Raw genomic sequence first — 26218 nt, 5'->3', positions numbered from 1 at the left:
CTGCTCGTTGCGGGGAAGGCGTGCACGGACTCCCCAGTGGTCCTCGCTCGGCGCTCGCTCGAGCAAAGTGCGGGCCGCGCACTCACCCAGGCCACGGCCCTGAGACATGGAGGGTGCCGGTCGACAGCGGCCCCCCGTTCGGATGGCCGGTACCGGCCCGTTTCCAGTGGTCTCTCGCGGGTTCTGGTGATCGGCCGAAGGCGAATCCTCTGATGGAGAAAGCCTGTTGAGCAGCTGGGTATCTGGGTGGGATGCTGCTTGACTGCTTCAGTGATCGAACTGGTTGTTTTGCCGGCAGTAGCCGGGTCGACGGTGTGGCTGCTCCGCCGGAAGGTGAAACAACGTGCAGAAAGTGCCGCTCAGGGGCATGTGATCAAGGTTCCCTGTCTGCTCCGGCGTCCCTCGCTTGAGGGACGGTGGCTTCGAGGGCGCATGGTGATAGGCCCTTCCACGATGGCTTGGGAGCCTCGTACCAGGGCCGGTGCGGCAGTATCGCTTCCGGCAGGGTTGCGACAGGTCAGCCTGCGTTCACCTTCACGGCGCGAAGCAATCAAGATCAACGGCAGGTCCAGGATCGTTGAGTGCACCTCCTCCGAAGGCGCTGTTCTCATTGTCGTGATGCCGAATGAGCTAGATCACGTGCTCAAGGCCTTGAGTAGGAACGAAGGAGAATAAACAGCGACCTTTCACGCCTGGGCGGGGTCGATGCGGGTGCGGCTGTGGGCAAGCGGGAAGCCCGGCTCGGGATGACGTCCCGTCAAGCGGGATGTCGGATGCCGCGAGCCCTGTGGGCCGACTTCCGGCTACATCGCGGCGGGGGGACTCGCGTCGTAGGTCGGCGACAGCGTGGAGGTGGGGTCCGAGTGATGAGGAGGGTGCATGCGATTCGCGCTGGGCGCACTGTTCGCCGACGTGCCCGCGGAGCAGGTCGAGGAAGCTCGTGACTTCTACAAGTCGAGGGTGGCAGGTCGTGGCCCCAGCACGCTGGAGGAGCTCAAGGAGGCGCGAGCGAAGAGGTCCGCTCCTCGTGCCGCCGATCCGCCTGCCGTCGAAGAGACTGTCGAAGCCGCGGAAGCGGGTGTCCCCGTCAGGATCTTCACTCCCGTCGACAGTCCGCCGCGGGGCGTCTACTTGGACATACACGGCGGCGGCTTCTTCATGGACTCCGCAGCGCGAGGGGACGAACGCAACCGCGAGCTCGCAGACGCCCTGCACCTCGCCGTTGTCAGCGTCGACTACCGGCTGGCCCCTGAGCATCCCTGGCCGGCGGCACCCGACGACTGCGAAGCGGCGGCACTCTGGCTCACCGAAGAAGCCGAGGCCCGCTTCGGCACGTCCCGACTTGCGATCGGCGGGAGCTCCGCGGGAGCCACACTCGCCTTGGCGACCCTGCTCCGGCTGAGAGACAGAGGAGCCGTCGGCCGGTTCACCGGCGCGGCACTCCAGTTCGGGACCTACGACCTGAGCGCACGAACCCCGGCCGGCCGCCGCATCGCGGACGAGTACTTCATCCAGGCGTACGCCGGTCATGTGGAAGACCGCACTGTTCCCGACATCTCTCCCGTCTACGGTGTTCTCGGCGGGCTTCCTCCGACGCTGCTGGTCGTCGGAAGCGCCGATGTTCTGCTGGAAGACAACCTGGCGCTGGCAGGACGGTTGTCAGCGGCCGGCAATGACGTCGAGCTCCGGGTCTACCCCGACGCACCCCACGGCTTCACGGGCCACCCCACGGCAATGGCCAGGACGGCACTCAGCGGCATCGACTCCTGGTTGCGCGACCGGATCATGCAGTTGTAGGGACTGACCGCGATCCTCGAAGGATCCCGGTCCCAGCGGGAGGAGAACCTGACGGCGGGGCAGCGGGCTCGGCCGGACGGGGCGTGCTGAGAGGTCCGGGTGTGGCGGTGGGACCGTGGAAGGGACAACCGGACATCCGGAGGGAGTGCCGGTCATGACCACCCACCCCGCCGCCCGTACCATCCGCGCGACCCCCGAAGGCCTGCTGTGGGAGCCCAGTGAGCGCTGGGTGCGCGGTACCGCGGGTGGTGTCACCGTCGTCGACAGCCGCCACCCGCTCCTCGTCTGGGAGCCCCGGCTGCCCGTCCCGCAGTACGCCTTCCCCCGTGCGGAGGTGCGCACGGAGCTCCTCCGCCCCGCACAGGACCCGCCCATGGGCAGGCACACCGGCTCGACGGTCTTCCACGACCTCGAGACCGGCGACGGGGTGCGCCCGAACGCGGCCTGGACGTTCCCCGCGGAGGACCTGGCCGACCACCTCGCCTTCGAGTGGTTCCGGCGCACCGACACGGGACTCGACCACTGGTACGAGGAGGACGAGGAGATCTTCGTCCATCCCCGCGACCCGCACACCCGGGTGGACGCCGTGCCGAGCAGCCGCCACGTCCGGGTCGGGATCGACGGCACGGTCGTCGCCGACAGCCGGTCCCCGGTCCTGCTGTTCGAGACCTCCCTGCCGACCCGCTACTACCTGCCGCGCCAGGACGTCCGCCTGGACCTCTTCGAGGCCACGGAGCACAGCACCGACTGCCCGTACAAGGGCACGGCCGACCGGTACTGGTCCTGGCGCGGCGGGGGCGCCGTACCGCCGGACATCGTGTGGAGCTACACCGATCCGCTGCCCGCCGTGGCCGCGATCAGGGGGCGGCTGGCCTTCTTCAACGAGGCGGTCGACCTCACCGTGGACGGTGAGCGCCTCCCGCGCCCGGTCACGCCCTTCAGCGCGGGCCTCAGGACCTGACCAGGAGCTGGAAGTCGAAGGAGTAGCGGGAGGCGCGGTAGATGTGGGTGGCGTACTCCACCGTGCGGCCCGTGTCGTCGTAGGCCGTGCGCTCCATGGTGAGCAGGGCGGCGCCCACCTTCTCGTCCAGACGGGATGCCTCCGAGGCCGTGGCAGAGCGGGCGCCGACGGTCTGGCGGGCGCTGTGCAGGGTGATGCCGGCCGAGCGCATCATGCGGTACAGGCCGGTCGACTCCAGGCGGGCGTCGTCCAGGTCGAGCAGGTCGCACGGGAGGTAGTTGCACAGCAGGGCGACCGGCTGGCCGTGGGTGCGGCGCAGGCGTTCCAGCAGGACGACCTCACTGCCTTCTGCCAGGCCGAGCGCGGCGGCCGCCCCGGCGGGCGCCGGGACCGTCTCGTGGCGTACGACCCGTGTGGTCGGGCTCTGCCCCGCCGCCTCCAGGTCGTCGTAGAGGCTGCTCAGTTCCAGTGGCCGCCTGACCCGGCTGTGCACCACCTGGGTGCCCACCCCGCGCCGCCGGACCAGCAGTCCCTTGTCGACGAGGGACTGGATGGCCTGGCGGACGGTGGGGCGGGACAGGCCGAGGCGCAGGGAGAGGTCGACCTCGTTGCCCAGGAGGTCGCCCGGGGCGAGGACACCGCGTTCGATCGCCGCCTCCAACTGCTGGGCGAGCTGGTGGTACAGCGGTACCGGACTGCCCCGGTCCAGGGCGAAGTCCAGTGTGCTGAGCGCGGGTTCGGTCACGGCACGGGGCCGGTCACCGGACTTCGCCATGGGGTGCCTCCCTGTCGAGGGCGCGGTCGGGGACGGTCGGTTCGGGAACCGGTCAGAGGTGGCGGCGGCGTTCGGCGACCCGGGCCTCGTACCGTTCGCGGGCCCGCACGGCGGTCTCCCGGGAGGCGACCTCGGCCACCGGCACGTCCCACCAGGCCTCGGCCGGGGGAGCGGTGGGGGCCGGGTCCGTCTCGACGTACACGCACGTCGGCCGGTCGGCGGCACGGGCCCGCGCCAGGGCGTCCCGCAGCTCCCGCACCGTCTTGGCGCGCAGCACGTCCATGCCCAGGCTGGCCGCGTTCGCGGCGAGGTCGACGGGCAGCGGGGCGCCGGTGAAGGTGCCGTCCTCGGCCCGGTGGCGGTAGGCGGTGCCGAAGCGTTCGCCGCCGGTCTCCTCGGACAGGCCGCCGATGGAGGCGTAGCCGTGGTTCTGGATCAGGACCATCTTGACGGGCAGCCGCTCCTGGACGGCTGTGACGATCTCCGTCGGCATCATCAGGTACGTGCCGTCGCCCACCAGCGCCCAGACCGGGGTGCCGGGCGCGGCCTGCTGGACGCCGAGGGCGGCCGGGATCTCGTAGCCCATGCAGGAGTAGCCGTACTCCAGGTGGTACTGGCGCGGGCTGCGCGCACGCCACAGCTTGTGCAGGTCGCCGGGGAGCGAACCGGCCGCGTTGATCACCACGTCCGTGTCGCCCACGACCGCGTCGAGCGCGCCGAGCACCTGGGTCTGGGTCGGCACGGCGTTCTCGTCGTCGGCGCGGTAGGCGGTCTCGACGACCTGCTCCCAGCGCTCCTTGCCGGCGCGGTACTCGGCCTCGTACGCCGCGTCCACGCGGTGTCCGGCCAGCGCGCCGGCGAGCTGCTCGAGTCCGGTGCGGGCGTCGCAGACCAGGGTGCGCGCCGCCAGCTTGTGGGCGTCGAAGCCGGTGATGTTGAGGTTGAGGAAGCGGACGTCCGGGTGGCGGAAGAGGGTGCCGGAGGCGGTGGTGAAATCGGTGTAGCGGGTGCCGACGCCGATCACCAGGTCGGCGGCGCGGGCGAGGTCGTCGCTCACCGCGGTGCCGGTGTGGCCGATGCCGCCGAGGTCGGCCGGGTGGTCGTGGCGCAGGGAGCCCTTGCCGGCCTGGGTGGAGGCGACCGGGATGCCGGTGGCGTCGACGAGGGCCTTGAGCGCCTCCTCGGCCTCGCTGTGGTGGATGCCGCCGCCGGCGACGATCAGCGGGCGCCGGGCGGCCCGTACGGCTGCCACGGCCGCCGCCAGCTCGGCCGGGTCGGGCGCCGGACGCCGTACGGGCCAGACGCGGTCGGCGAAGAACTCCTCGGGCCAGTCGTACGCCTCGGCCTGGACGTCCTGCGGCAGTGCGAGGGTGACCGCGCCGGTCTCGGCCGGGTCGGCGAGCACCCGCATCGCGTTCAGCGCGGAGGCGATCAGCGCCTCGGGGCGGGTGATCCGGTCGAAGTAGCGGGAGACGGGGCGCAGGGTGTCGTTGACGGAGACGTCGGCCTCGACCGGGTGCTCCAGTTGCTGGAGCAGCGGGTCGGCGGCGTGCGAGGCGAAGTAGTCGCCGGGCAGCAGCAGCACCGGCAGCCGGTTGATCGTGGCGAGGGCGGCGCCGGTGACCAGGTTGGTGGCGCCGGGGCCGATCGAGGTGGTCACGGCCTGCGCCGAGAGCCGGTTGAGCTGGCGGGCGTGGGCGACGGCCGCGTGCACCATCGACTGCTCGTTGCGGCCCTGGTGGTACGGCATGACGTCGGAGTACTCGACGAGTGCCTGCCCGACGCCCGCCACGTTGCCGTGGCCGAAGATGCCCCAGGTGCCCGCGATCAGCCGGCGGCGCACACCGTCCCGCTCGGTGTACTGGGCGGACAGGAACCGCACCAGGGCCTGGGCGGTGGTCAGTCGGCGGGTGGCGGCGCTCATGCGGACCTCTCCGGGGCGGTGTAGAGGGGGAGACGGGGGTCGACCGGCCGGTCCGGCCAGGTGTCGCGGATCCAGGCGTGGTCGGGATGGTCGCAGATCAGCCAGGCCCGTTCGGTCTCCGGGCCGGCCATGACGTTGAGGTAGTACATGTGGTGGCCGGGCACCGCCATGGACGGCCCGTGCCAGCCGTCCGGGATGAGGACGACGTCGCCGTCGCGCACCTCGGCGAGCACGTCCGTCTCCCGGCCCGGACCGGAGGGGGAGACCCGCTGGTAGCCGAGGCCGGGGACGCCGTCGTGGCCGGCGAACTCGAAGTAGTAGATCTCCTCCAGCACGGACTCCTCGCCCGGCCGGTGCTCGTCGTGCTTGTGCGGCGGGAAGGACGACCAGTTGCCGCCCGGGGTGAGCACCTCCACCGCGATCAGCTTGTCGCACTCGAACGTGCCCGCCGCGCCGAAGTTGTTGACCTGCCGGGAGCAGTTCCCGGTGCCGCGCAGCTCCACGGGGACGTCCGAGGCCGGCCCGTAGCGGGCGGGCAGGCGGCGGGTGCAGCGGGCGCCGGTGAGCGCGAACCGGCCGCCGGCGGCGGAGGTCACGCTCGCGCGGGCGTCGCGCGGCACATAGGCGAAGTCGGTGACGCCGTCGAACACGCCGGTGCGGCCGGTGAGTTCGAAGGTGTCGTGGCCGAAGTCGTCGTCCGCGACGACCGTGCAGCCGCCGCTCAGCGGCAGCACGATCCACTCGCTGTCGCCGGTGTCGAAGGTGTGGCTGCCGTCGGGCGGCAGTTCCAGCACGCGCAGGCTGGAGTACCCCCAGCCGGCGGTCTCGGGGGTCACGTCGACGACGTAGGGGCCGGCGTGCGCCTTGCCCGCGGGAAGGTGGTACCTCATGGCATGCCTCCGTCTCGGAACGGGCTTCTCGACGAGTCTCTCGACGGGCTTCTCACAACAGGCCGACGGCGGTGTCCACCGCCGACTCCACGGTGCCGCTCGCCGGGTAGAGCAGCGAGCGGCCGACGACCATGCCCTGCACGGAGGGCAGCCGCAGCGCCTTGCCCCACCGCTCGTACGCGGCCTCCTGGTCGCCGACCTCGCCGCCGAGCAGGACGACGGGCAGGGTGGAGCCGCGCAGGACCTCCGCCATGTCGTCGGCGTTCTCGGTGACGGGCAGTTTCAGCCAGGTGTAGGCGGAGGTGCCGCCGAGGCCGGAGGCGATGGCGATGGACCGGATGACGGCTTCGGCCGACAGGTCGTTGCGGACCCTGCCGTCGACCCGGCGCGAGATGAACGGCTCCACGAACACCGGGAGCCGGCGTTCGGCCATGGCGTCGATCGCGCGGGCGGTGGACTCCAGGGTGGTCAGGGAGCCCGGGTCGTCGTAGTCGATGCGGACCAGCAGCTTGCCCGCGTCGAAGCCGAACCGCTCGATGTCCTCGGGGCGGTGGCCGGTGAAGCGGTCGTCCATCTCGAAGGCCGAGCCGGCCAGCCCGCCGCGGTTCATCGACCCCATGACGACCTTGTTCTCCAGCGCGCCGAGCAGCAGCAGGTCCTCCAGGACGTCGGCGGTGGCCAGCACCCCGTCGACGCCGGGCCGGGACAGCGCGACGCAGAGGCGTTCCAGCAGATCGGCGCGGTCGGCCATGGCCAGCCGCCGGTCGCCGATGCCGAGCGCGCCCCGCGCGGGATGGTCGGCGGCCACGATCATCAGCCGCCCGCTGTCGCCGATCAGCGGGCGGCGCGCCCGGCGGGCCGCCGCCTCGGCGACGGCCTCCGGATGCCGGGCCCGGACCGCGGTGAGGTCACAGATGCTGAGGTTCACGAGAGGACTCCGTTCAGGACAGGCTCGGCAGGCGCGCGTCGCCCGGTGGCACGGCGGCGGCCACCGCGACGTTCGCGGCCGGACCACCGGGGAACTTTCCGAATGTTTCGACCTTCGCAGGCGGAACGTCGGTCTCCAACGGGTAAAGGTCGACCCCGATGCGACCCGAGGTGATCAGGTCGAAATACTGTGGTGCGTCTGAGTCAGTCATCGAGCGAAGCTCCTCGAACTGCAGGGGATGCGGGTCCCCTGGCGCCCTGCGACGGTGGGGACGTGGAAGCCAGGGACCTGCCGCCTCTCAGGTGTAGGTCGCGGAGGGCAACGCTGTCAATAGTTTGTACTTACATTCGGACTAGCTAGTGAAATGATGTCTTAACAAAGTATTGACAGAGTGCGCGGCAAGGGCTTTGATCCCGTCCCAACACGACAGCCGTTTCGCACGACAGACCGGACGTCCGAGGCTCCGGGGAGGATCCTCGGAACCCGCCCTTTTCCCGCGTAGCACAGTGAGGTGCAGGCTAAGATGGACCGCTCTTCTCACAACCGCCCCCGCAGAATCGCGCCGTTCGTCGCGGTGGCCGCGGCGGCTGCCCTGACCCTTGCCGGCTGCTCCAGTGGTTCCGGTGGCAAGAAGTCCGAGGAAGGCGCGGACGCCTCCTCGGACGGCAAGGCGAGCACGCCCCGCATGACGGTGGCCCTCGTCACGCACCAGGCTCCCGGTGACACCTTCTGGGACATCGTCCGCAAGGGCGCCGAGGCCGCCGCCGCCAAGGACAACGTCAAGCTCGTCTACTCCTTCGACCCGAACGCGGGCAACCAGGCCAACCTGGTGCAGAACGCGATCGACCAGAAGGTCGACGGCATCGCCGTCACCCTCGCCAAGCCGGACGCGCTCAAGAGCGTCATCGACAAGGCGACGCAGGCCGGCATACCCGTCGTCGGCATCAACTCCGGCCTGAGCGACTGGAAGGACCTCGGCCTGCTCGAGTTCTTCGGCCAGGACGAGTCCGTCGCGGGTGAGGCCTTCGGCAAGAAGCTGAACGAGGTGGGTGCGAAGAACACCGTCTGCGTCATCCACGAGCAGGGCAACGTCGGCCTGACCCAGCGCTGCGACGGCCTGAAGAAGACCTTCGAGGGCAAGACCCAGATCCTCAACGTCAACGGCGTCGACATGCCGTCGGTGAAGTCGACGATCACCGCCAAGCTCAAGCAGGACTCCGCCATCGACTACGTCGCCACCCTCGGCGCCCCCTTCGCGCCGACCGCGGTGCAGTCGGTGGGCGACGCCGGCAGCAAGGCGAAGGTCGCCACCTTCGACCTCAACAAGGACCTGACCAAGGCGATCCAGGCCGGCGACATCGAGTTCGCCGTGGACCAGCAGCCCTACCTCCAGGGCTACCTCGCCATCGACGGTCTGTGGCTCTACGAGAACAACGGCAACTACAGCGGCGGCGGTGAGCAGCCGGTGCTGACCGGCCCTGCGTTCGTCGACAAGTCCAACGTCGACGCGGTCGCCGAGTACGCCGCGAAGGGCACTCGGTGATGAGCATGACCCGACAGGCTGAGCCGGCGGTGACCCCACCGCCAGCCTCCGGCCCGAAGGCGAACGACGGCCGCACCGCGCCGCGCACACCGCTCCGCAGGCTGCTGACCAGGCCCGAGGTCGGCGTCTTCCTCGGCGTCGTGGTCGTTCTGGTGTTCTTCCTGATCGCCGCCCCGCCGATGCGGGACAGCAGCTCGATGGCGAACATCCTGTACCAGTCCTCGACCATCGGCATCATGGCCCTGCCGGTGGCGCTGCTGATGATCGGCGGCGAGGTCGACCTCTCGGCCGGCGTCGCCGTGGTCACCTCGGCGCTCACCGCGAGCATGCTCGCCTACCAGCTGTCCATGAACGTGTGGGTGGGCGTCATCGCCGCCCTCGCGGTGTCCCTCGCCGTCGGCATGTTCAACGGCTGGTTCCTGATGAAGACGGGCCTGCCCAGCTTCCTGGTCACCCTCGGCACCTTCCTGATCCTCCAGGGCATCAACCTGGCCGTGACCAAGACGGTCACCGGGAACGTCGCGACCGACGACATCAGCGACATGGACGGCTTCGACCAGGCCAAGGCCCTCTTCGCCTCCAGCTTCGAGCTGGGCGGCGTCCAGGTGAAGATCACCATCGTGTGGTGGCTGGTCTTCGCCGTCCTCGCCGCCTGGGTGCTGCTCCGCACCAAGTACGGCAACTGGATCTTCGCGGTCGGCGGCAACAAGGAGAGCGCCCGCGCCGTCGGCGTACCGGTGAACTTCACCAAGATCTCCCTGTACATGCTGGTCGGCTTCGGCGCCTGGTTCGTCGGCATGCACCAGCTCTTCTCCTTCAACACCGTGCAGTCCGGCGAGGGCGTGGGCCAGGAGCTCATCTACATCGCCGCCGCGGTGATCGGCGGCTGCCTGATGACCGGCGGCTACGGCTCCGCGATCGGCCCGGTCTTCGGCGCCTTCATGTTCGGCATGGTGCAGCAGGGCATCGTCTACGCCGGCTGGAACCCCGACTGGTTCAAGGCCTTCCTCGGCGTCATGCTCCTCGGCGCCGTCCTCATCAATCTGTGGGTCCAGCGCACGGCGACCCGGAGGTGACAGCGATGACCGACGACACGACCGGCACCCACGGTGCCGTCCTCAAGGACACCGCCCCGGACGGGGAGCGCCCCCTGGTCGAACTCCGCGGCGCCGGCAAGTCCTACGGAAACATCCGCGCCCTGCACGGGGTCGACCTGAGCGTCCACCCCGGCAAGGTGACCTGCGTCCTCGGGGACAACGGCGCCGGCAAGTCCACCCTCATCAAGATCATCTCCGGGCTGCACCAGCACACCGAGGGCGAGTTCCTCGTCGACGGCGCCCCGGTACGGTTCTCCACCCCGCGCGAGGCCCTCGACCAGGGCATCGCCACCGTCTACCAGGACCTCGCCGTCGTCCCGCTGATGCCGGTGTGGCGCAACTTCTTCCTCGGCTCCGAGATGACCAGGGGCCCCTGGCCCCTGCGCCGCCTCGACATCGACCGGATGAAGAGGACCGCGGACGAGGAACTGCGCAACATGGGCATCGTCCTGGACGACCTCGAGCAGCCCATCGGCACCCTCTCCGGCGGCCAGCGCCAGTGCGTGGCCATCGCCCGCGCCGTCTACTTCGGCGCCCGCGTCCTCATCCTCGACGAGCCCACCGCCGCGCTCGGCGTCAAACAGTCCGGCGTGGTGCTGAAGTACATCGCCGCCGCCCGCGACCGCGGCCTCGGCGTCATCTTCATCACCCACAACCCGCACCACGCCTACATGGTCGGCGACCACTTCAGCGTCCTGCGCCTGGGCACCGTGGAACTCTCCGCCGCCCGCAGCGACGTCACCCTCGAGGAACTCACCCACCACATGGCCGGCGGCACCGAACTCGCCGCCCTCAAGCACGAGCTGGCGCAGGTGCGCGGCGTCGACGTGGAGGAACTCCCCGAGGCGGAGGACCTCCAGACCCCCGCAGCGGCATCCCCGGAAGGAAAGACCTGACATGGCAGTCGCGCTCGACCGCATCCGGGTGGGCTCCGCCCCCGACTCCTGGGGCGTCTGGTTCCCCGACGACCCGCAGCAGGTGCCCTGGCAGCGCTTCCTCGACGAGGTCGCCGAGGCCGGCTACTCCTGGATCGAACTCGGCCCCTACGGCTACCTCCCCACCGACCCCGCCCGCCTCACCGACGAGGTGAAGAAGCGGGACCTCCAGGTCTCCGCCGGCACCATCTTCTGCGGACTGCACCGCGGCCCCTCCGAGTGGGAGTCCACCTGGGAGCAGGTCGGCCGGGTCGCCTCCCTCACCCAGGCCATGGGCGCCGAGCACCTCGTCGTCATCCCGTCCTTCTGGCGCGACGACAAGACCGCCGAGATCCTGGAGGCCCCGGAGCTCACCACCGAGCAGTGGGGCCACCTCACCCGGGGCATGGAACGCCTCGCACGCCAGGTGCGGGACACCTACGGTCTCGACATCGTGGTCCACCCGCACGCCGACACCCACATCGACACCGAGGAACACGTCGAGCGCTTCCTCGACTCCACCGACTCCTCCCTGGTCAACCTCTGCCTCGACACCGGCCACTACGCCTACTGCGGCGGCGACAGCGTCAAGCTGATCGAGACCTACGGCGAACGCATCGGCTATCTGCACCTCAAGCAGGTCGACCCGGAGATCCTCGCCGACGTGGTCGCGAACGAGATCCCGTTCGGCCCCGCCGTGCAGCGCGGCGTGATGTGCGAACCGCCCGCCGGTGTACCGGAGCTGGGCCCGGTCCTCACGGCCGCCCAGAAGCTGGGCGTGGACCTGTTCGCGATCGTCGAGCAGGACATGTACCCCTGCGAACCGGACAAGCCGCTGCCGATCGCGGTCCGCACCCGCAAGTTCCTCCGCTCCTGCGGCGCCTGACGGCCAGGAGCCCGGCCACCCGGAAACCCGACCACCCGGAAAGGGGAGACGACGACATGAACCGGCAGGAACCCCTGGGAATCGCCGTCATCGGCACGGGCCGCATGGGCGCGGACCACGTGCGCCGGATCGACCGGGTCATCAGCGGCGCGCGGGTCACCGCCGTCGTCGACACCGACGCGGAACGGGCCCAGGCGGTGGCCGCCGGCGTCGACGGCTGCACCGTCCACACCGACCCGGCCGCCGCGATGGCGGCGGCCGACGTCGACGCCGTCCTCATCGCCTCCCCGGGGCCGGCCCACGAGGCGGCCCTGCTCACCGCGTTCGAGCACGACCTGCCCGTCCTGTGCGAGAAGCCGCTCACCCCCGACGCGGCCTCCGCGCTGCGCGTCGTGGAAGCCGAACAGGCACTCGGCCACCGCCGCGTCCAGGTCGGCTTCATGCGCCGCTACGACGCCGAGTACGTCCGCCTCAAGGCCCTGCTGGAGAGCGGGCAGCTGGGCCGCCCGCTGATGCTGCACAACCGGCACCGCAACGTGGCCAGCCCGCCGTTCTTCACCAGCTCCATGCTGATCAGCGATTCCGTGGCGCACGAAGTGGACGCCACCCGCTGGCTGCTGGGCCACGAGATCACCGCGGTCACGGTGCTGCGCCCCACCCCCTCCGCCGGCGCCCCGGACGGACTGCGCGACCCGCAGTTCGTCGTCCTGGAGACCGACGGCGGCGCGCTCAGCGACGTCGAGATCTTCGTCAACTGCGGCTTCGGCTACCAGGTCCAGGCCGAGGCGGTCTGCGAACGCGGCACCGCCCGCATCGGCGACGGCCACGACCTGGTCACCCACATGGCCGGCCGCTGGGGCGGCACCATCGCCCAGGACTGGGCCGAACGCTTCGCCCAGGCCTACGACGACGAGGTCCAGGCCTGGGTGGACACCACCCGCCGGGGCGAGGTCACCGGCCCCAGCACCTGGGACGGCTACGCGGCGGCCGCCGTCTGCGAGGCCGGTGTCCGGTCCCTGGAGGAAGGCGGCCGGGTCGCCGTCGAACTGGCGGAGAAGCCCCCGCTGTACCGGTGAGACGACGTGACACGTGGGTGGGGGCCGTCCTTCGCGAGGACGGCCCCCACGCTCATGCCCGACGCACCTCCTCGAGGGTGACGGGCCGGTGCTCGTGCAGCGAGAGGGTGCACGCCTCCGCGATCCAGCCCGCCTCCAGCGCGTCCTCGATCGTGCACGGGGAGGGGCGGGACCCGGCCACGACCTCGGTGAACGCGGTCAGTTCGGCCCGGTAGGCCGCGGCGAAGCGGTCCATGAAGAAGTCGTGCGGGGGGCCGGCGGGGAACGTCGTGCCCGGTTCCACCGACCGCAGCGGCAGCTTGTCCTCCAGGCCGACCGCGATGGAGTCCTGGAAGCCGTGGAGTTCCATGCGGACGTCGTAACCCCGGGCGTTGTGGCGGCTGTTGGAGACGACCGCGATGGTGCCGTCGTCCAGGGTGAGGAGCGCGCCGGTGGTGTCGGCGTCGCCCGCCTCCTCGATGTAGTCGGCACCCCGGTTGCCGCCCACCGCGTACACCTCGGTCACCTCACGGCCGGTCACCCAGCGGATGATGTCGAAGTCGTGCACGGAGCAGTCGCGGAAGATGCCCCCGGACGCGGCGATGTACGCGGCCGGCGGCGGCGCCGGGTCCAGCGTGGTGGAGCGCACGGTGTGCAGCGGGCCGAGTTCACCGCTGTGCACGGCGGCCCGCGCAGCGACGAAGGCGGCATCGAAACGGCGGTTGTAGCCGATCTGGATCGGCACGTCCCGGCCCTCGACCGCCTTCAGCACCCGTACGCCCTCGGCCATCGTGCCGGCCACGGGCTTCTCGCAGAACACGGGGACGCCCGCCTCGACACAGGCGAGGATCAGCCCCGGGTGGGCGTCGGTCGCCGCGGCGACCACCACGCCGTCCACCCCGGCCGCGAGCACGGCCTCGGGGGAGTCGGCGACCTCGGCGTCGAACCGGTCGGCGGCGGCCTTCGCGGCGTCCGCGAAGGGGTCGGAGACGACGAGCGACTCGACGGCGTCGAGCCCGGAGAGGGTCTCGGCGTGGAAGGCGCCGATGCGGCCGAGGCCGAGGATTCCGATGCGCATGGGGTGGTGCTCCTTGGAAGCGGGGATGCGGGGGTGCGGGGGTACGGGGGTGCGGGGAGACGGAGATGCGGGAGTACGGGGGAGCGTACGAGCGGGCTACGGCGGGGCGGGGGAGGTCAGTCGAGGCCGCCGAGGACGTTCTGGTCCCAGTCGATCACGGAGCCGGTGACCACGCCGGAGCGGTCGGACAGCAGGAGGACCACGAAGTCGGCGATCTCGTCCGGCCGGCCCAGCCGGCCCATCGGCAGCCGGGCGGCGGCCCGTTCGCGCCAGTCGTCGCCGGCGGCGTGGAAGGTGCGCTGGGTGGCGTCCTCGCCCTCGGTCGCGGTCCAGCCGATGTTCAGGCCGTTGATCCGGACCCGGTCCCACCGGTGGGCGTGCGCGGCGTTCCTCGTCAGGCCCATGAGCCCGGCCTTGGCGGCGACATAGGGCGCCAGGAACGGCTGCCCGCCGTGCGCCGACGAGGTGATGATGTTGACGACCGTGCCGGGAGCCTCGCGCCGCACCATGTCCGCCACGGCGGCCTGCATGGCGAAGAACGGCGCCTTGAGGTTGATCGCGATGTGCTGGTCGAACAGCTCCGGCGTGGTGTCCAGCAGCGTGCCGCGCGCGGTCAGCCCCGCCGAGTTCACCAGGCAGTCGACCCGGCCGTGGGCCCGCACCACCTGGGCGACGGACCCCTTCGCCTGCTCGGCGTCCGCCAGGTCGGCGCGGACGAACATCGCCCTGCCGCCCGCGGCCGTCAGCTCCGCCGCCAGGGCCTCACCGGGCTCGGGGCGGCGCCCGGTGACGGCCACGGCCGCCCCCTCGCGGACGGCGGCCCGCGCGACGGCGGCGCCGACGCCCTGGCTGCCGCCGTTGACGAGGACGACCTTGTCGTCGAGAAGTCCCATGACTGTGCTCCTGGGGTCCGGGTCCTTTTTCAGCTGTCGCGCCGTTCGGCGGCGGTCCGCAGCGCGTCCCGCAGGGTCCGCGCGGTCCACTCCTCGCGCAGCGCCCGCCGCACGAGGTCGGCCTGCGAGGGCGGGGCCAGACCGTCTACCGGCGGGTCGTTGTCGAGGTTGGTGGGGAAGGGGTAGCCCTCGGCGCTCGCCGCGATCACGTTCTCCTGCCACTGCTCGCCGGCGCCCTCCGCCCGGGCTCTGAGCAGCGCCGGGTAGACGGCTCCGGTCACGGCCTCGCGGTCCACCGTCTCCATGGCCCGGCCGAACGCGGAGGAGACCTGGAGCAGGTTGGCCATGCGCCGGATGTCCGCCGAACGGTTGGCGCCGGCCGCGTGGAACAGCGCCGGGTTGAAGAAGACCGCGTCGCCCTTGGCGAGCGGCAGCTGCACGTGGTGCTCCTCGAAGTACGCCCGGAACTCGGGGAGCCGCCAGGCGAGGTAGCCGGACCCGTACTTCTGCGAGTGCGGCAGATACAGCGTGGGACCGGACTCGACGGGCATGTCGCAGTGCGCGACCGCGCCCTGGAGGGTGAGCACGGGGGAGAGCCGGTGCACGTGCGCCGGGTAGGCGGCGGCGACCTCGTTGGACAGGAAGCCCAGGTGGTAGTCACGGTGCACGGTCTGGGCGGCGCCGCCCGGGTTGACCACGTTGATCTGGGAGGTGACCTGGTAGCCGGGGCCGAGCCAGGCCGAGGAGACCAGGGCGATCACGTCGTTGGCGTAGTAGTCCGCGAAGGCCCGCGGGTCGTGGAGGGCGGTCTTCTCCAGGGCGTTCCACACCCGGTCGTTGGCGCCCGGCTTGGCGAAGTGGTCGCCGGCGGTGGCGCCCGTGGCGCGCTGCTCGGCGATCAGGGCGTCGAACACGGCGGTGGCCCGGTCCACGACCGCCGGGTCGGGGAAGGCGCCCCGGACGACCACGATGCCGGGGCCCTCGGCGAGGGCGCGCACCAGCTCGGCCTGCGCGTCGCGGCGGTCCGCGAGGGCGAGCCGGTCGGCGTCGTAGAGCAGCACGTTCTGCTCCACGGCCGAGGCGTGCGGGTAGTCGGCGCCTTCCGTGGTCTGCTCGACCAGGGCACGGAAGGCGTCCAGGTCGCAGTCCTGCTCGGACAGCCAGGGCCGCTGCTCCGCGGACGGCCGGGCCGGGGTGGAAGCGGGGGAGAAGGACATGTTCGTCCCTTCGGGTCACGGGGGGACTCGGCTCTGTCATTCTTGTCATTACAAAGCCTTCGAACAACCATCAGCAGGCCATCAAAAACCCCTCAGAAGTCTCAGGAGCCGACGCATGGGCCACCCCTTCCCGATCAGGGAGATCGCACGTCAGGCAGGGCTGAGCGAGGCCACGGTCGACCGGGTCCTCAACGGCCGCGGCGGGGTGCGGGAGAGCACCGCGCAGGAGGTGCGCCGCGCGATCGCCGACCTGGACCGGCAGCGCACCCAGGTCCGGCTGGTCGGCCGCACGTTCATGGTGGACATCGTGATGCAGTCGCCCGAGCGGTTCTCCACCGCCGTGCGCGCCGCTTTGGAGGCCGAACTGCCCGCACTGCACCCGGCGGTGGTCCGCTCCCGCTTCCACTTCCGCGAGACCGGCCCCGCCGAGGAGCTGACCGCCGTCCTCGACCGGATCGCCCGGCGCGGCTCGCAGGGCGTGATCCTCAAGGCGCCGGACGTCCCCGAGATCACCGCCGCCGTCGGCCGGCTCGCCGCGGCGGGCATCCCGGTGGTGACCCTGGTGACCGACCTGCCGACGAGTGCCCGGGTCGGCTGTGTCGGCAGCGACAACCGGGCCGCGGGCGCCACCGCCGCCTACCTCGTGGGCCAGTGGCTGGGAGACCGGCCCGGCCATGTGCTCACCAGCCTCAGCAGCGGGTTCTTCCGCAACGAGGAGGAACGCGAGATGGGCTTCCGGGCCGCCATGCGCGCCCGGCACCCCGGACGCGCCCTCGTCGAGATCGCCGAGGGCCAGGGCCTGGACGTCACCCAGTACGACCTCGTCCGGGCCGCCCTGGACCACGACCCGGACATCCGCGCGGTCTACTCGATCGGCGGCGGCAACATCGCGACCCTGCGCGCCTTCGAGGACGCCGGACGGGAGTGCGCCGTGTTCGTCGCACACGACCTCGACCACGACAACACCCGGCTGCTGCGCGAGCACCGCCTGTCCGCGGTGCTCCACCACGACCTGCGCCAGGACCTGCGCGAGGCCTGCCACCTCGTGATGCGCGCGCACGGCGCCCTGCCGCCCGCGGGCCCCACCCTGCCGTCCCCGATCCAGGTGGTCACGCCGTACAACATGCCCCCGCAGGCCGTGGTGTGACGGAGTGACGGCGCGTGGTGAACGGGCGCCGGGCCGGGCGTGTACCCCGGCCCGGCGGGCCGGGGCCGCCTACCGTCGCGGGCATGAGGATCCCGGCCCCGGAAGGCGGTCCCGAACGGCTGGTGACGCTCGCCGACGGCGTGTTCGCCATCGCCATCACCCTGCTCGTCCTCGACTTCTCCGTGCCGCAGGGACTGAGTTCCGGGGAGTACCGCGAGGCGCTGCGCGGGCTGCTGCCCAACCTGGGCGCCATGGGATCAGCCTGTACGTGCTGGCCGGGTTCTGGCGCGACCACCGCACGCTGTTCCGCACCGTCCGGCAGGTGGACGGACAGGTGATCTCGCTGACCGTGCTCGGTCTGGGCCTCGCGGCACTGCTGCCGTTCCCCACCGCGCTGATCTCGGAGTACGGCGAGGAACGGGCCTCCGTCGTCATCTACGCGGCGGCGGTCGCCTCACTCGGCGGCGTCCACCTCGCGCTGACCGCCCTCCTCGCCCGACGCCCCTGGCTGCGCGGCGACGCGGCCCCCGTGCGCGACGAGAGGCTCTCCGCCGTCGACCTGGGCGTGACGGTGGCGGTGTTCCTCGTGACCATCCCGCTGGCCCTGCTCATCGGGCCCGCCGCCATGTGGTGGTGGCTGGTGCTGATCCCGGTCAAGATCTGGCTGGGCCGCAGGCAGGAGGCGGCCTCCGGCTGACGCTCACGAGGCCGCTTCCACCGTCACCCACGCCCCCCGCTCGGCCGACCGGGCCATCGCGTCCAGCACGTTCGCGCTGTGCACGGCGTCGGCGAGGGTGGCGCCGTACGGGACGCCCTCGGCGACAGAGCGCAGGAACCGGTACGCCTCGACGACCTTGAGGTCGTCGTAGCCCATGGCGTTCGCCGCGCCCGGCTGGAACGCGCCGAACTCACCGTCGCCCGGACCGACGTAGACCGTGCTCACCGGCTGGTCCTGGTACGCGGTGCCGCGGCTGACGCCGAGTTCGTTCATCCGGCGGAAGTCCCAGAACACGGCGCCCTCGGTGCCGTGCACCTCGAAGCCGTAGTTGTTCTGCTCGCCGACCGAGACCCGGCAGGCCTCCAGCACCCCGCGCGCGCCGGAGGCGAAGCGCAGCAGGCAGTTCACGTAGTCCTCGTTCTCCACCGGGCCGAGTGCGCCGCCGGCGGCGCGGGAGTGGCCGGCCGTGGCACCGGCCGGGCGGGCCCGCTCCGGCAGGAAGATCGCCGTGTCGGCGGTCAGCGAGGAGATGTCACCGAGCAGGAAGCGGGCCAGGTCGACGCCGTGCGAGGCCAGGTCGCCGAGGACCCCGCTGCCGCCGCGCTCCCGCTCGTAGCGCCAGGTCAGAGCGGACTCGGGGTGGGCGGCGTAGTCGCTGAACAGACGGATGCGGGCATGGGTGACGGTGCCGATGTCACCGGAGGCGATCAGCGCGCGGGCCGCCTCGACGGCGGGCGCGTTGCGGTAGTTGAACCCGACCGCGCTGTGGACACCGGCCTTGGCGGCGGCGTCGGCCACCGCACGGGCGTCCTCGGCGGTGAGACCGACGGGCTTCTCGATCCAGATGTGCTTCCCGGCCTCCGCCATCGCGACGCCGATCTCGCGGTGCAGGAAGTTCGGGGCCGTGATGCTGACCGCCCGGACCCGCGGGTCGGCGGCCACCTCGCGCCAGTCGCGGGTGGTGCCGGCGAACCCGAACTGCGCGGCGGCCTCCTCGGCCCGGCCCGGCACCTCCTCGGCGACCGTGATCAGCTCAGGGCGCAGGGCGAGCTGCGGATAGTGGTGCGGCACGCGCGCGTACGCCTGGGTGTGCACCCGCCCCATCCAGCCGAACCCGACGACGGCGACACCGAGCGTATCCACCATGAGAGCCCTTTCCTGGACCGTTCCGTCACCGGACCGTTCCGTCATCCGTTCAACGTCCGTCCCTGCTTGTCCAGACAAACCTTGAGCGTGTTCGGGTGAGGGTGTCAAGGAGTCGCAGGCCGAGACCGGCCGGGGCGTGGGGCGCGGCGGCTCGACCACGTCGACTTCCTCGTGCCGATCTCACCACCGGCACCGGTGTGTTCGTCGAGACGGGACCGCACGAGCACACCGTCCGGCAGACGTTCTTCCGTCAGGCCTGCGAACCGGCCGGCAGCCGCGTCGGGTTGCGCGACCCGCACCCACGGCACACCGTCGGGCGACGGACCGCACCCCGCATGAGGTAAGGTTGACCTGCGAGATCACGCGGTTCGCCGCGCGGAACGCAACGGGACGTGGCGCAGCTTGGTAGCGCACTTGACTGGGGGTCAAGGGGTCGCAGGTTCAAATCCTGTCGTCCCGACAGAGCAGAAGGTCCTCACGGGCGAAAGCCCGTGGGGACCTTCCTCGTTGCAGGAGCAGGGAGATCCGGCAGGGGCTGCGGTGGGGCCGCTCGAGGCCGTGCACGACCAACCGCAGTACTGCGGGGGTCGGTTGCCGGGCTGCTCCAGGAGGGCCGTCGGTGGTGCACGGCGTGATCAAGGTGCCGCACACCACCGACGACGCGTCGCGACGGGAGCGGGGGTCAGCCCAGCAACTCGCGGATCAGCGCGCCGACCTGTTCCGTCTCGAGGAGGAAACCGTCGTGTCCGTAGGGCGACTCCACCACTCTGAGCCGGTCGGCACCGGGAAGGTGCGCGGCCAGCTCGGCCTGCTGGGACAGCGGGTAGAGACGGTCCGAGTCGACCCCGGCCACCAGCGCGGGCGCGGTCACCCGGCGCAGGGCCGCACGGACACCGCCCCTGCCGCGTCCCACGTCGTGGCCGTTCATCGCCTCCGTCAGCACCACGTAGCTGCCCGCGTCGAACCTCCGGACCAGCTTGGCCGCGTGGTGGTCGAGGTACGACTCGACCTGGTACCGGCCGCCGCGCCACGGGTCCTCCGTCGCCTGGGGCGCCCGGCCGAACCGGGCCGACAGCTCCGGCTCGCTGCGGTAGGTGACGTGGGCGATGCGCCGGGCGATCCCCAGCCCGGAGTGCGGCCCCCGGCCGGTGTCGTGGTAGTCGCCGCCCTGCCAGTGCGGATCACTGCGAACGGCCTGCAACTGGAGGGTGGACCAGGCGATCTGCTCACCGCTCGCGGCCGCCGTGGTGGCGAGCAGCAGCAGCGCCCCCGTGCGCTCGGGATGCGTCACCGCCCATTCCACGGCACGCATCCCGCCCATCGAACCGCCGACCACCAGCGCCCACGCCTGCACACCGAGCGCGTCCGCCAGCCGGGCCTCGGCGGCGACCTGGTCCCGCTGGGTCAGGTACGGGAAGGCACCGCCCCACCGGCGTCGTTCGCCGGGGCGCGGCGAGGCCGGCCCGGTGCTGCCCTGGCAGCCGCCCAGCACGTTCGGGGCGACGACGAACCAGCGGTCGGTGTCGAGGGCCAGCCCGGGCCCGATCAGCCCGTCCCACCAGCCGGCCGTGGGATGACCGGGGCCGGCCGGCCCGGCCGCGTGGCTGTCACCGGTGAGCGCGTGCAGCACCAGCACGGCGTTGGAACCGTCCGGCGCGAGCCGCCCCCAGGTCTCGAACGCCAGCTGCACGCCGGGGAGTTCACCGCCCGCCTCCAGCGGCAGCGGCGTGCCCGGGGCGTGCCACTGACGCCGCCCGGGCGGGTCCCCCTCCTGCCAGGCCCCGGTGACCGGCGGGAGGGGGACCGGTGTTCCGGAGGCCGTGAAGGGGTTCAGGAGGCGCCCTTGGCCGCGCGGAAACCGGACTCCAGGTCGGCCCTGAGGTCGGCGAGGTTCTCGATGCCGACCGACAGCCGCACCAGACCCGGCGCGGTTCCGGTCGCCACGAGCTGCTCCTCGTTCAGCTGGCTGTGGGTGGTGGACGCGGGGTGGATGATCAGGCTGCGCACATCACCGATGTTGGCGAGGTGGCTGAACAGTTCCACACCGTCCACGAACCGCTTGCCCGCCTCGACACCGCCCTTCAGCTCGAAGGAGAACACCGCGCCGGCACCGCGGGGGAGGTACTTCCGCGCCGCCTCGTACCAGCGGTTGGACGGCAGGCTCGGGTAGTGCACCACCGCGACCTCGTCGCGCTGCTCCAGCCACTCCGCCAGCGCCAGCGCGTTGGCCGTCTGCCGCTCCATGCGCAGGCTCAGCGTCTCCACGCCCTGCAGCAGCAGGAACGCGGAGTGCGGGGCGATCGCCGGTCCGAGGTCGCGCAGCAACTGGACGCGGAGCTTGATCGCGAATGCGCCGGGGCCGAGCGCCGGCCAGTACCGCAGGCCGTGGTAGCTGGGGTCGGGCTCGGAGAAGTCCGGGAACCGCTCGGCGTGTGCGCCGAAGTCGAAGGTCCCGCCGTCCACGACCACGCCGCCGATCGTGGTGCCGTGCCCGCCGAGGAACTTCGTCGCCGAGTGCACCACGATGTCCGCGCCGTGCTCGAGCGGACGCAGCAGGTAGGGCGTGGCGATCGTGTTGTCCACGACCAGCGGCACGCCCGCGTCGTGGGCCACGTCCGCGACCGCCCGCACGTCGAGCACGTTGTTCCGCGGGTTGCCCAGTGTTTCGGCGTAGAGCGCCTTGGTGTTGGGGCGGATGGCCGCGCGCCAGGCCTCGGCGTCGTCGGGGTCGTCGACGAAGGACACCTCGATGCCGAACTTCGGCAGGGTGTGCCGGAACAGGTTGTACGTCCCGCCGTACAGCGAGGTGGCCGAGACGATGTGGTCGCCGGTCCCGGCGAGCGTCAGGAGGGCCAGCGTCTGCGCTGCCTGCCCCGAGGACAGGGCCACCGCCGCCGCTCCGCCCTCCAGGGCGGCGACGCGCTGCTCGAGGACGTCCTGGGTGGGGTTGTGGATGCGGGTGTAGATGTTCCCCGGCTCCGCCAGCGAGAAGACGTCGGCGGCGTGCTGGGTGTTCCGGAACACGAACGAGGTGGTCTGGTAGATCGGCGTGGCCCGGGCCCCGGTCGTGGGATCGGGTTCGGCACCGGCATGGACCTGCTTGGTCTCGAACGACCAGGCCGACGTGTCGGGACCGGTGGACGTCCCCTCGGGCGTGTCGGCGGTGGTGGCGCCGGGTTCGGTGGGCTGGCTCATGATGTGCTCCTCGTGCGCGGTGCGGGTGCGGGAGCGTGCCGGACGGCCCTGGGGACCAGGGCGGCGGAGAGGACCACGTGCCGACGTGGATGCCGGTTTCTCGCGCGACACGCCGTGGTGGTGACACGTGTGTGCTCGGTGGCAGCGTGTCACCGACGCCAGCCTACGGCCAGGCCGACGAGAAATGAGACGGCGTCTCAGTAGGTGGTCGATCTCTTCACACTGTATTCATGAACGCGCCGCACCCGGGCCGCGGCCCCGCCGGCCGTCCCGCCCGGCCGGCGACGGACACGGCTCCGCCCCGGCCGGGCGTCGTGCCGACCGGGGCGGAGCCGTGGAGCCTTGTCCGGATCCGTCAGCGGAGGGAGGCCAGGGCCTCGTTCCAGGTGGCGGACGGACGCATGACGGCGGCGGCCTTGGCCGGGTCGGGCTGGTAGTAGCCGCCGATCTCGGCCGGCTCGCCCTGGACGGCGATCAGCTCGTCGACGATCTTCTGCTCGTTGGCGGCGAGCGTCTCGGCGAGCGGGGCGAAGGCCTTCGCCAGGTCCGCGTCCTCGCTCTGCCCGGCCAGCTCCTGCGCCCAGTACAGGGACAGGTAGAAGTGGCTGCCGCGGTTGTCGATGCCGCCGAGACGACGGCTCGGGGACTTGTCCTCGTTGAGGAAGGTCGCCGTGGCCCGATCGAGGGCGTCGGCGAGGACCTTGGCCCTGGTGTTGCCCGTGGTCGCCGCGAACTGCTCCAGGGACGGGACCAGGGCGAAGAACTCACCGAGGGAGTCCCAGCGCAGGTAGTTCTCCTTGACCAGCTGCTGCACGTGCTTGGGCGCGGAGCCGCCCGCACCCGTCTCGAACAGGCCGCCGCCCGCCATCAGCGGGACGACCGACAGCATCTTGGCGCTGGTGCCCAGCTCCAGGATCGGGAACAGGTCGGTCAGGTAGTCGCGCAGCACGTTGCCGGTGACCGAGATGGTGTCCTCGCCGCGGCGGATGCGCTCCACCGACAGCTTGGTGGCCTCCACCGGGTTCAGGACGCGGATGTCCAGGCCCTCGGTGTCGTGCTCCGTGAGGTACTGCTCGACCTTGGCGATCAGGTTGGCGTCGTGGGCGCGGGTCTCGTCCAGCCAGAAGACGGCCGGGGCGCCGGTGGCGCGGGCGCGGGTGACGGCGAGCTTGACCCAGTCGCGGATCGGCGCGTCCTTGGTCTGGCAGGCGCGGAAGATGTCACCGGCGGAGACGGTCTGCTCCAGGACGACCTCGCCGGCCTGGTCGACCAGGCGGACGGTGCCGGTGACCGGGATCTCGAAGGTCTTGTCGTGGCTGCCGTACTCCTCGGCCTTCTGCGCCATCAGACCCACGTTCGGGACCGAGCCCATCGTGGACGGGTCGAAGGCGCCGTTGGCGCGGCAGTCCTCGATCACGGCCTGGTAGACGCCGGAGTAGCTGGAGTCCGGCAGGACGGCCAGGGTGTCGGCCTCCTGGCCGTCGGGGCCCCACATGTGGCCGGAGGTGCGGATCATGGCCGGCATGGAGGCGTCCACGATGACGTCCGAGGGGACGTGCAGGTTGGTGATGCCCTTGTCGGAGTCGACCATCGCCAGCTCCGGGCCCTCGGCGAGCTCGGCGTCGAAGGACGCCTTGATCTCGGCGCCCTCGGCCAGGCCCTCGAGGCCCTTGTAGATGCCGCCCAGGCCGTCGTTCGGGGTGAGGCCTGCCGCGGCGAGCTGCTCGCCGTACCGCGCGAACGTCTTCGGGAAGAAGGCGCGCACCACGTGGCCGAAGACGATCGGGTCGGAGACCTTCATCATCGTGGCCTTCAGGTGCACGGAGAACAGCACACCCTCCTGCTTGGCGCGGGCGACCTGAGCGGTCAGGAACTCGCGCAGCGCGGCGACCCGCATCACGGAGGCGTCGACGACCTCGTCCTTCAGGACGGGTACGGACTCGCGCAGCACCGTGGTGGTGCCGTCGTCGCCGACCAGCTCGATGCGCAGCGCACCGTCCGCGGCGATCACCGCGGACTTCTCGGTGGAGCGGAAGTCGTTCTCGTCCATGGTCGCCACGTTGGTCTTGGACTCGGCGGTCCAGGCGCCCATGCGGTGCGGGTGGGTCTTGGCGTAGTTCTTGACCGAGGCGGGGGCACGCCGGTCGGAGTTGCCCTCGCGCAGGACCGGGTTCACGGCGGAACCCTTGATCTTGTCGTAACGGGCGCGGATCTCGCGCTCCTCGTCGGACTGCGGGTCGTCCGGGTAGTCCGGCAGCGCGTAGCCCTGGCCCTGCAGCTCGGCGATCGCGGCCTTGAGCTGCGGGATCGACGCCGAGATGTTCGGCAGCTTGATGATGTTGGCCGCGGGCGTCTTGGCCAGCTCACCGAGCTCGGCGAGGGCGTCCGGGATGCGCTGGTCCTCGGTGAGGTACTCCGGGAACACGGCGATGATGCGTCCGGCCAGCGAGATGTCACGCGTCTCCACGGTGACACCGGCCTGCGAGGCGTACGCCCGGACCACCGGCAGGAAGGAATACGTCGCCAGGGCCGGGGCCTCGTCAGTGTGCGTATAGATGATGGTCGAGTCAGTCACCGGGTGCTCCGCTCCACGTCTGCAACATTGCTCGACATCAAGATATCCCGTTCACGGCCCGGGCTCGACAGGGGCTCGAACCCATATGCGCCGGCCTGCCCTCCCCATCCCCGGCCGCGCGTCGTCGGCCGGGGTCCGCCGGGGTCCGCCGGGGCCGGTCAGATCGGCCGGGTCAGCGTCATGTCGCTCGGCTCGGGCTCGGCGTCGCGCTGCTGCGGGAACACCACCGTGCCCTGCTGCAGCGCCACCGTCCGCGCGGGCGAGGGGATGCGGATGCCCTCCTCGCGGTAGCGCCGGTGCAGACGCTTGATGAACTCGTGCTTGATCCGGTACTGGTCGCTGAACTCGCCGACGCCCAGGATCACGGTGAACCCGATCCGGGAGTCGCCGAAGGTGTGGAACCGCACCGCCGGCTCGTGCTCCGGGATCGCGCCGGTGATCTCCGTCATCACCTCGGCGACCACCTCTATGGTCACCCGCTCCACCTGCTCCAGGTCACTGTCGTAGGAGACCCCGGCCTGCACCAGGATGGTCAGCTCCTGCTCGGGGCGCATGAAGTTGGTCATGTTCGTCTTCGCGAGCTGCCCGTTGGGGATGACCACCAGGTTGTTGGAGAGCGCGCGCACGGTCGTCTGACGCCAGTTGATGTCCTCGACGTACCCCTCCTCGCCGCTGCTCAGCCGGATGTAGTCACCGGGCTGGACGGTCTTGGAGGCGAGGATGTGGATGCCCGCGAACAGGTTGGCGAGCGTGTCCTGAAGGGCCAGCGCGACCGCCAGGCCGCCGACGCCGAGGGCGGTGATCATCGGGGCGATGGGGATGCCGAGCGTCTGGAGCACCACCATGAACCCGATCGCCAGGACCAGGATCCGGGTGATGTTCGTGAAGATGGTGGCCGATCCGGCGACACCGGAACGGGACTGGGTCACCGTTTGCACCAGACCGGCCACCACCCGGGCCGCCGACACGGTCGCCGCGACGATGACCAGGACCGTCAGCGCCTGGTTGACGTTGTGATGCACGGTCCGGGTCAGTGGCAGCGCCGCCGCCGCGAAGGCCGCGCCGCCCGCGACCGCCGCCCACGGCGCGATCATGCGCAGGGCGTCCACGAGGACGTCGTCCCCGCGCCAGCTGGTGCGTTCGGCGTGCCGGCCGAGCCAGCGCAGCAGCATCCGCAGCAGGAACGCCGCCAGCAGGCCCGCGGCGATCGCGATGCCCGCGTACAGCAGGTCGTCCAGCGTGAGCGCGCGCGTCACCGTTCACCTCCGGCGAACGCCCTGGTCGTCGACCGTATGTGATGTCGTGTCACGTCTCGTCACCTGCTCGAATTCGGGGATGCCCGGGAGGGTGCGGACCGGAGGGTGCGCCGTGCCGGATCGGCCCGGCCCGCGGTCGGCACAGTCGCTCATCTTGCCGTATCGGCAGGGGGAGTTCGCACCGCGCGGAGCAGCACGCCCGGCAGCCGGCTGCCGGGCGTGC

22 protein-coding genes, 1 tRNA gene and 1 pseudogene are annotated in these 26218 nt (G+C 71.4%); 11 read left to right on the top strand and 13 right to left on the bottom strand.

All coding sequences use genetic code 11. The annotated features are described in order from the left end of the window. Positions 1-879: 879 nt before the first annotated feature. Entirely contained in the window at positions 880-1797 is a 918-nt protein-coding gene (locus tag ACWEQO_RS18845; protein WP_452984361.1) for an alpha/beta hydrolase, read from the top strand. 154 nt (positions 1798-1951) lie between these two features. Beyond that, the gene (locus tag ACWEQO_RS18840) at positions 1952-2758 is read left to right on the top strand and encodes a DUF427 domain-containing protein (protein ID WP_452984359.1); all 807 of its coding nucleotides are present in this window, start codon (positions 1952-1954) and stop codon (positions 2756-2758) included. Here the strand turns inward: ACWEQO_RS18840 and ACWEQO_RS18835 are convergent. The 5 genes and pseudogenes from ACWEQO_RS18835 to ACWEQO_RS18815 form a co-directional block, all read right to left on the bottom strand. Then, on the bottom strand, positions 2748-3533 hold the full coding sequence (locus ACWEQO_RS18835; RefSeq protein ID WP_452984357.1) for a GntR family transcriptional regulator: 786 nt from the start codon (positions 3531-3533) through the stop codon (positions 2748-2750). The genes ACWEQO_RS18840 and ACWEQO_RS18835 overlap by 11 nt on opposite strands. Positions 3534-3585: 52 nt before the next feature. Continuing rightward, positions 3586-5457: a 3D-(3,5/4)-trihydroxycyclohexane-1,2-dione acylhydrolase (decyclizing) gene (gene iolD / locus ACWEQO_RS18830; protein ID WP_361454350.1), complete on the bottom strand. Its 1872-nt coding sequence runs from the start codon at positions 5455-5457 to the stop codon at positions 3586-3588. After that, entirely contained in the window at positions 5454-6347 is an 894-nt protein-coding gene (iolB, locus tag ACWEQO_RS18825) for a 5-deoxy-glucuronate isomerase (protein WP_452984354.1), read from the bottom strand. The genes iolD and iolB overlap by 4 nt, the downstream gene beginning before the upstream one ends. Positions 6348-6399: 52 nt before the next feature. Continuing rightward, complete coding sequence (locus tag ACWEQO_RS18820; protein ID WP_452984352.1) at positions 6400-7275, bottom strand: Cgl0159 family (beta/alpha)8-fold protein; 876 nt, start codon at positions 7273-7275, stop codon at positions 6400-6402. A 52-nt stretch (positions 7276-7327) separates the two neighbouring features. Then, positions 7328-7486 (bottom strand): annotated as a pseudogene (locus tag ACWEQO_RS18815) (5-dehydro-2-deoxygluconokinase); the annotation flags it as partial. Positions 7487-7798: 312 nt separating this feature from the next. Here ACWEQO_RS18815 and ACWEQO_RS18810 point away from each other — a divergent pair. The 5 genes from ACWEQO_RS18810 to ACWEQO_RS18790 are packed head-to-tail and all read left to right on the top strand — an operon-like array spanning position 7799 to position 12791. Next, positions 7799-8818, top strand: a complete 1020-nt coding sequence (locus ACWEQO_RS18810) for a sugar ABC transporter substrate-binding protein (protein ID WP_361454341.1) — start codon at positions 7799-7801, stop codon at positions 8816-8818. Beyond that, positions 8818-9894, top strand: coding sequence for an ABC transporter permease (locus ACWEQO_RS18805; protein WP_452984350.1), 1077 nt, complete (start codon positions 8818-8820; stop codon positions 9892-9894). Before ACWEQO_RS18810 ends, ACWEQO_RS18805 begins: the two co-directional genes overlap by 1 nt. Before the next feature lie 5 nt (positions 9895-9899). Beyond that, complete coding sequence (locus tag ACWEQO_RS18800) at positions 9900-10811, top strand: ATP-binding cassette domain-containing protein (protein ID WP_452984348.1); 912 nt, start codon at positions 9900-9902, stop codon at positions 10809-10811. Between the two features lies 1 nt (position 10812). Next, complete coding sequence (locus ACWEQO_RS18795; RefSeq protein ID WP_361454332.1) at positions 10813-11715, top strand: sugar phosphate isomerase/epimerase family protein; 903 nt, start codon at positions 10813-10815, stop codon at positions 11713-11715. Positions 11716-11771: 56 nt separating this feature from the next. Next, positions 11772-12791 (top strand): Gfo/Idh/MocA family protein, encoded by a 1020-nt coding sequence (locus tag ACWEQO_RS18790; RefSeq protein WP_452984346.1) that lies wholly within the window; start codon positions 11772-11774, stop codon positions 12789-12791. 52 nt (positions 12792-12843) lie between these two features. Here the strand turns inward: ACWEQO_RS18790 and ACWEQO_RS18785 are convergent, their stop codons facing one another. From ACWEQO_RS18785 to ACWEQO_RS18775, 3 genes are all read right to left on the bottom strand, one after another. After that, a complete protein-coding gene (locus ACWEQO_RS18785; RefSeq protein WP_452984344.1) occupies positions 12844-13848 on the bottom strand; it encodes a Gfo/Idh/MocA family protein in 1005 nt (334 codons plus the stop codon). 116 nt (positions 13849-13964) lie between these two features. Beyond that, complete coding sequence (locus ACWEQO_RS18780) at positions 13965-14741, bottom strand: SDR family oxidoreductase (protein WP_361454323.1); 777 nt, start codon at positions 14739-14741, stop codon at positions 13965-13967. A gap of 29 nt (positions 14742-14770) precedes the next feature. Then, the gene (locus tag ACWEQO_RS18775) at positions 14771-15958 is read right to left on the bottom strand and encodes a phytanoyl-CoA dioxygenase family protein (RefSeq protein WP_361454320.1); all 1188 of its coding nucleotides are present in this window, start codon (positions 15956-15958) and stop codon (positions 14771-14773) included. 115 nt (positions 15959-16073) lie between these two features. Between ACWEQO_RS18775 and ACWEQO_RS18770 the strand changes: the two genes are divergently transcribed. The 3 genes from ACWEQO_RS18770 to ACWEQO_RS18760 all read left to right on the top strand — a co-directional run bounded on the left by ACWEQO_RS18770 (position 16074) and on the right by ACWEQO_RS18760 (position 17802). Beyond that, positions 16074-17105, top strand: coding sequence for a LacI family DNA-binding transcriptional regulator (locus ACWEQO_RS18770; RefSeq protein ID WP_452984341.1), 1032 nt, complete (start codon positions 16074-16076; stop codon positions 17103-17105). Positions 17106-17188: 83 nt separating this feature from the next. Beyond that, positions 17189-17443, top strand: a complete 255-nt coding sequence (locus tag ACWEQO_RS18765) for a TMEM175 family protein (protein WP_452984339.1) — start codon at positions 17189-17191, stop codon at positions 17441-17443. Then, entirely contained in the window at positions 17428-17802 is a 375-nt protein-coding gene (locus ACWEQO_RS18760) for a hypothetical protein (RefSeq protein ID WP_452984337.1), read from the top strand. The genes ACWEQO_RS18765 and ACWEQO_RS18760 overlap by 16 nt, the downstream gene beginning before the upstream one ends. 3 nt (positions 17803-17805) lie before the next feature. On the opposite strand, the gene ACWEQO_RS18755 is transcribed toward ACWEQO_RS18760, so the two are convergent. Next, positions 17806-18969: a Gfo/Idh/MocA family protein gene (locus tag ACWEQO_RS18755; protein WP_452984335.1), complete on the bottom strand. Its 1164-nt coding sequence runs from the start codon at positions 18967-18969 to the stop codon at positions 17806-17808. A 386-nt stretch (positions 18970-19355) separates the two neighbouring features. Here ACWEQO_RS18755 and ACWEQO_RS18750 point away from each other — a divergent pair. Further along, positions 19356-19429: transfer RNA gene (locus tag ACWEQO_RS18750), tRNA-Pro, on the top strand. A 222-nt stretch (positions 19430-19651) separates the two neighbouring features. Here the strand turns inward: ACWEQO_RS18750 and metX are convergent. From metX to ACWEQO_RS18730, 4 genes are all read right to left on the bottom strand, one after another. Next, positions 19652-20803, bottom strand: a complete 1152-nt coding sequence (metX, locus tag ACWEQO_RS18745; protein WP_361454467.1) for a homoserine O-acetyltransferase MetX — start codon at positions 20801-20803, stop codon at positions 19652-19654. Further along, the gene (locus tag ACWEQO_RS18740) at positions 20800-22164 is read right to left on the bottom strand and encodes a bifunctional o-acetylhomoserine/o-acetylserine sulfhydrylase (protein ID WP_452984333.1); all 1365 of its coding nucleotides are present in this window, start codon (positions 22162-22164) and stop codon (positions 20800-20802) included. Before ACWEQO_RS18740 ends, metX begins: the two co-directional genes overlap by 4 nt. Before the next feature lie 355 nt (positions 22165-22519). Then, the gene (locus ACWEQO_RS18735; RefSeq protein ID WP_361454305.1) at positions 22520-24739 is read right to left on the bottom strand and encodes an NADP-dependent isocitrate dehydrogenase; all 2220 of its coding nucleotides are present in this window, start codon (positions 24737-24739) and stop codon (positions 22520-22522) included. Positions 24740-24897: 158 nt separating this feature from the next. Continuing rightward, complete coding sequence (locus ACWEQO_RS18730) at positions 24898-25995, bottom strand: mechanosensitive ion channel family protein (protein ID WP_452984330.1); 1098 nt, start codon at positions 25993-25995, stop codon at positions 24898-24900. Positions 25996-26218 lie beyond the last annotated feature (223 nt).

It is taken from the genome of Streptomyces sp. NPDC004051, assembly GCF_053604275.1.
Note: the sequence above shows the minus strand (reverse complement) of the source record. Positions and strands in the feature narration are given on the sequence as shown.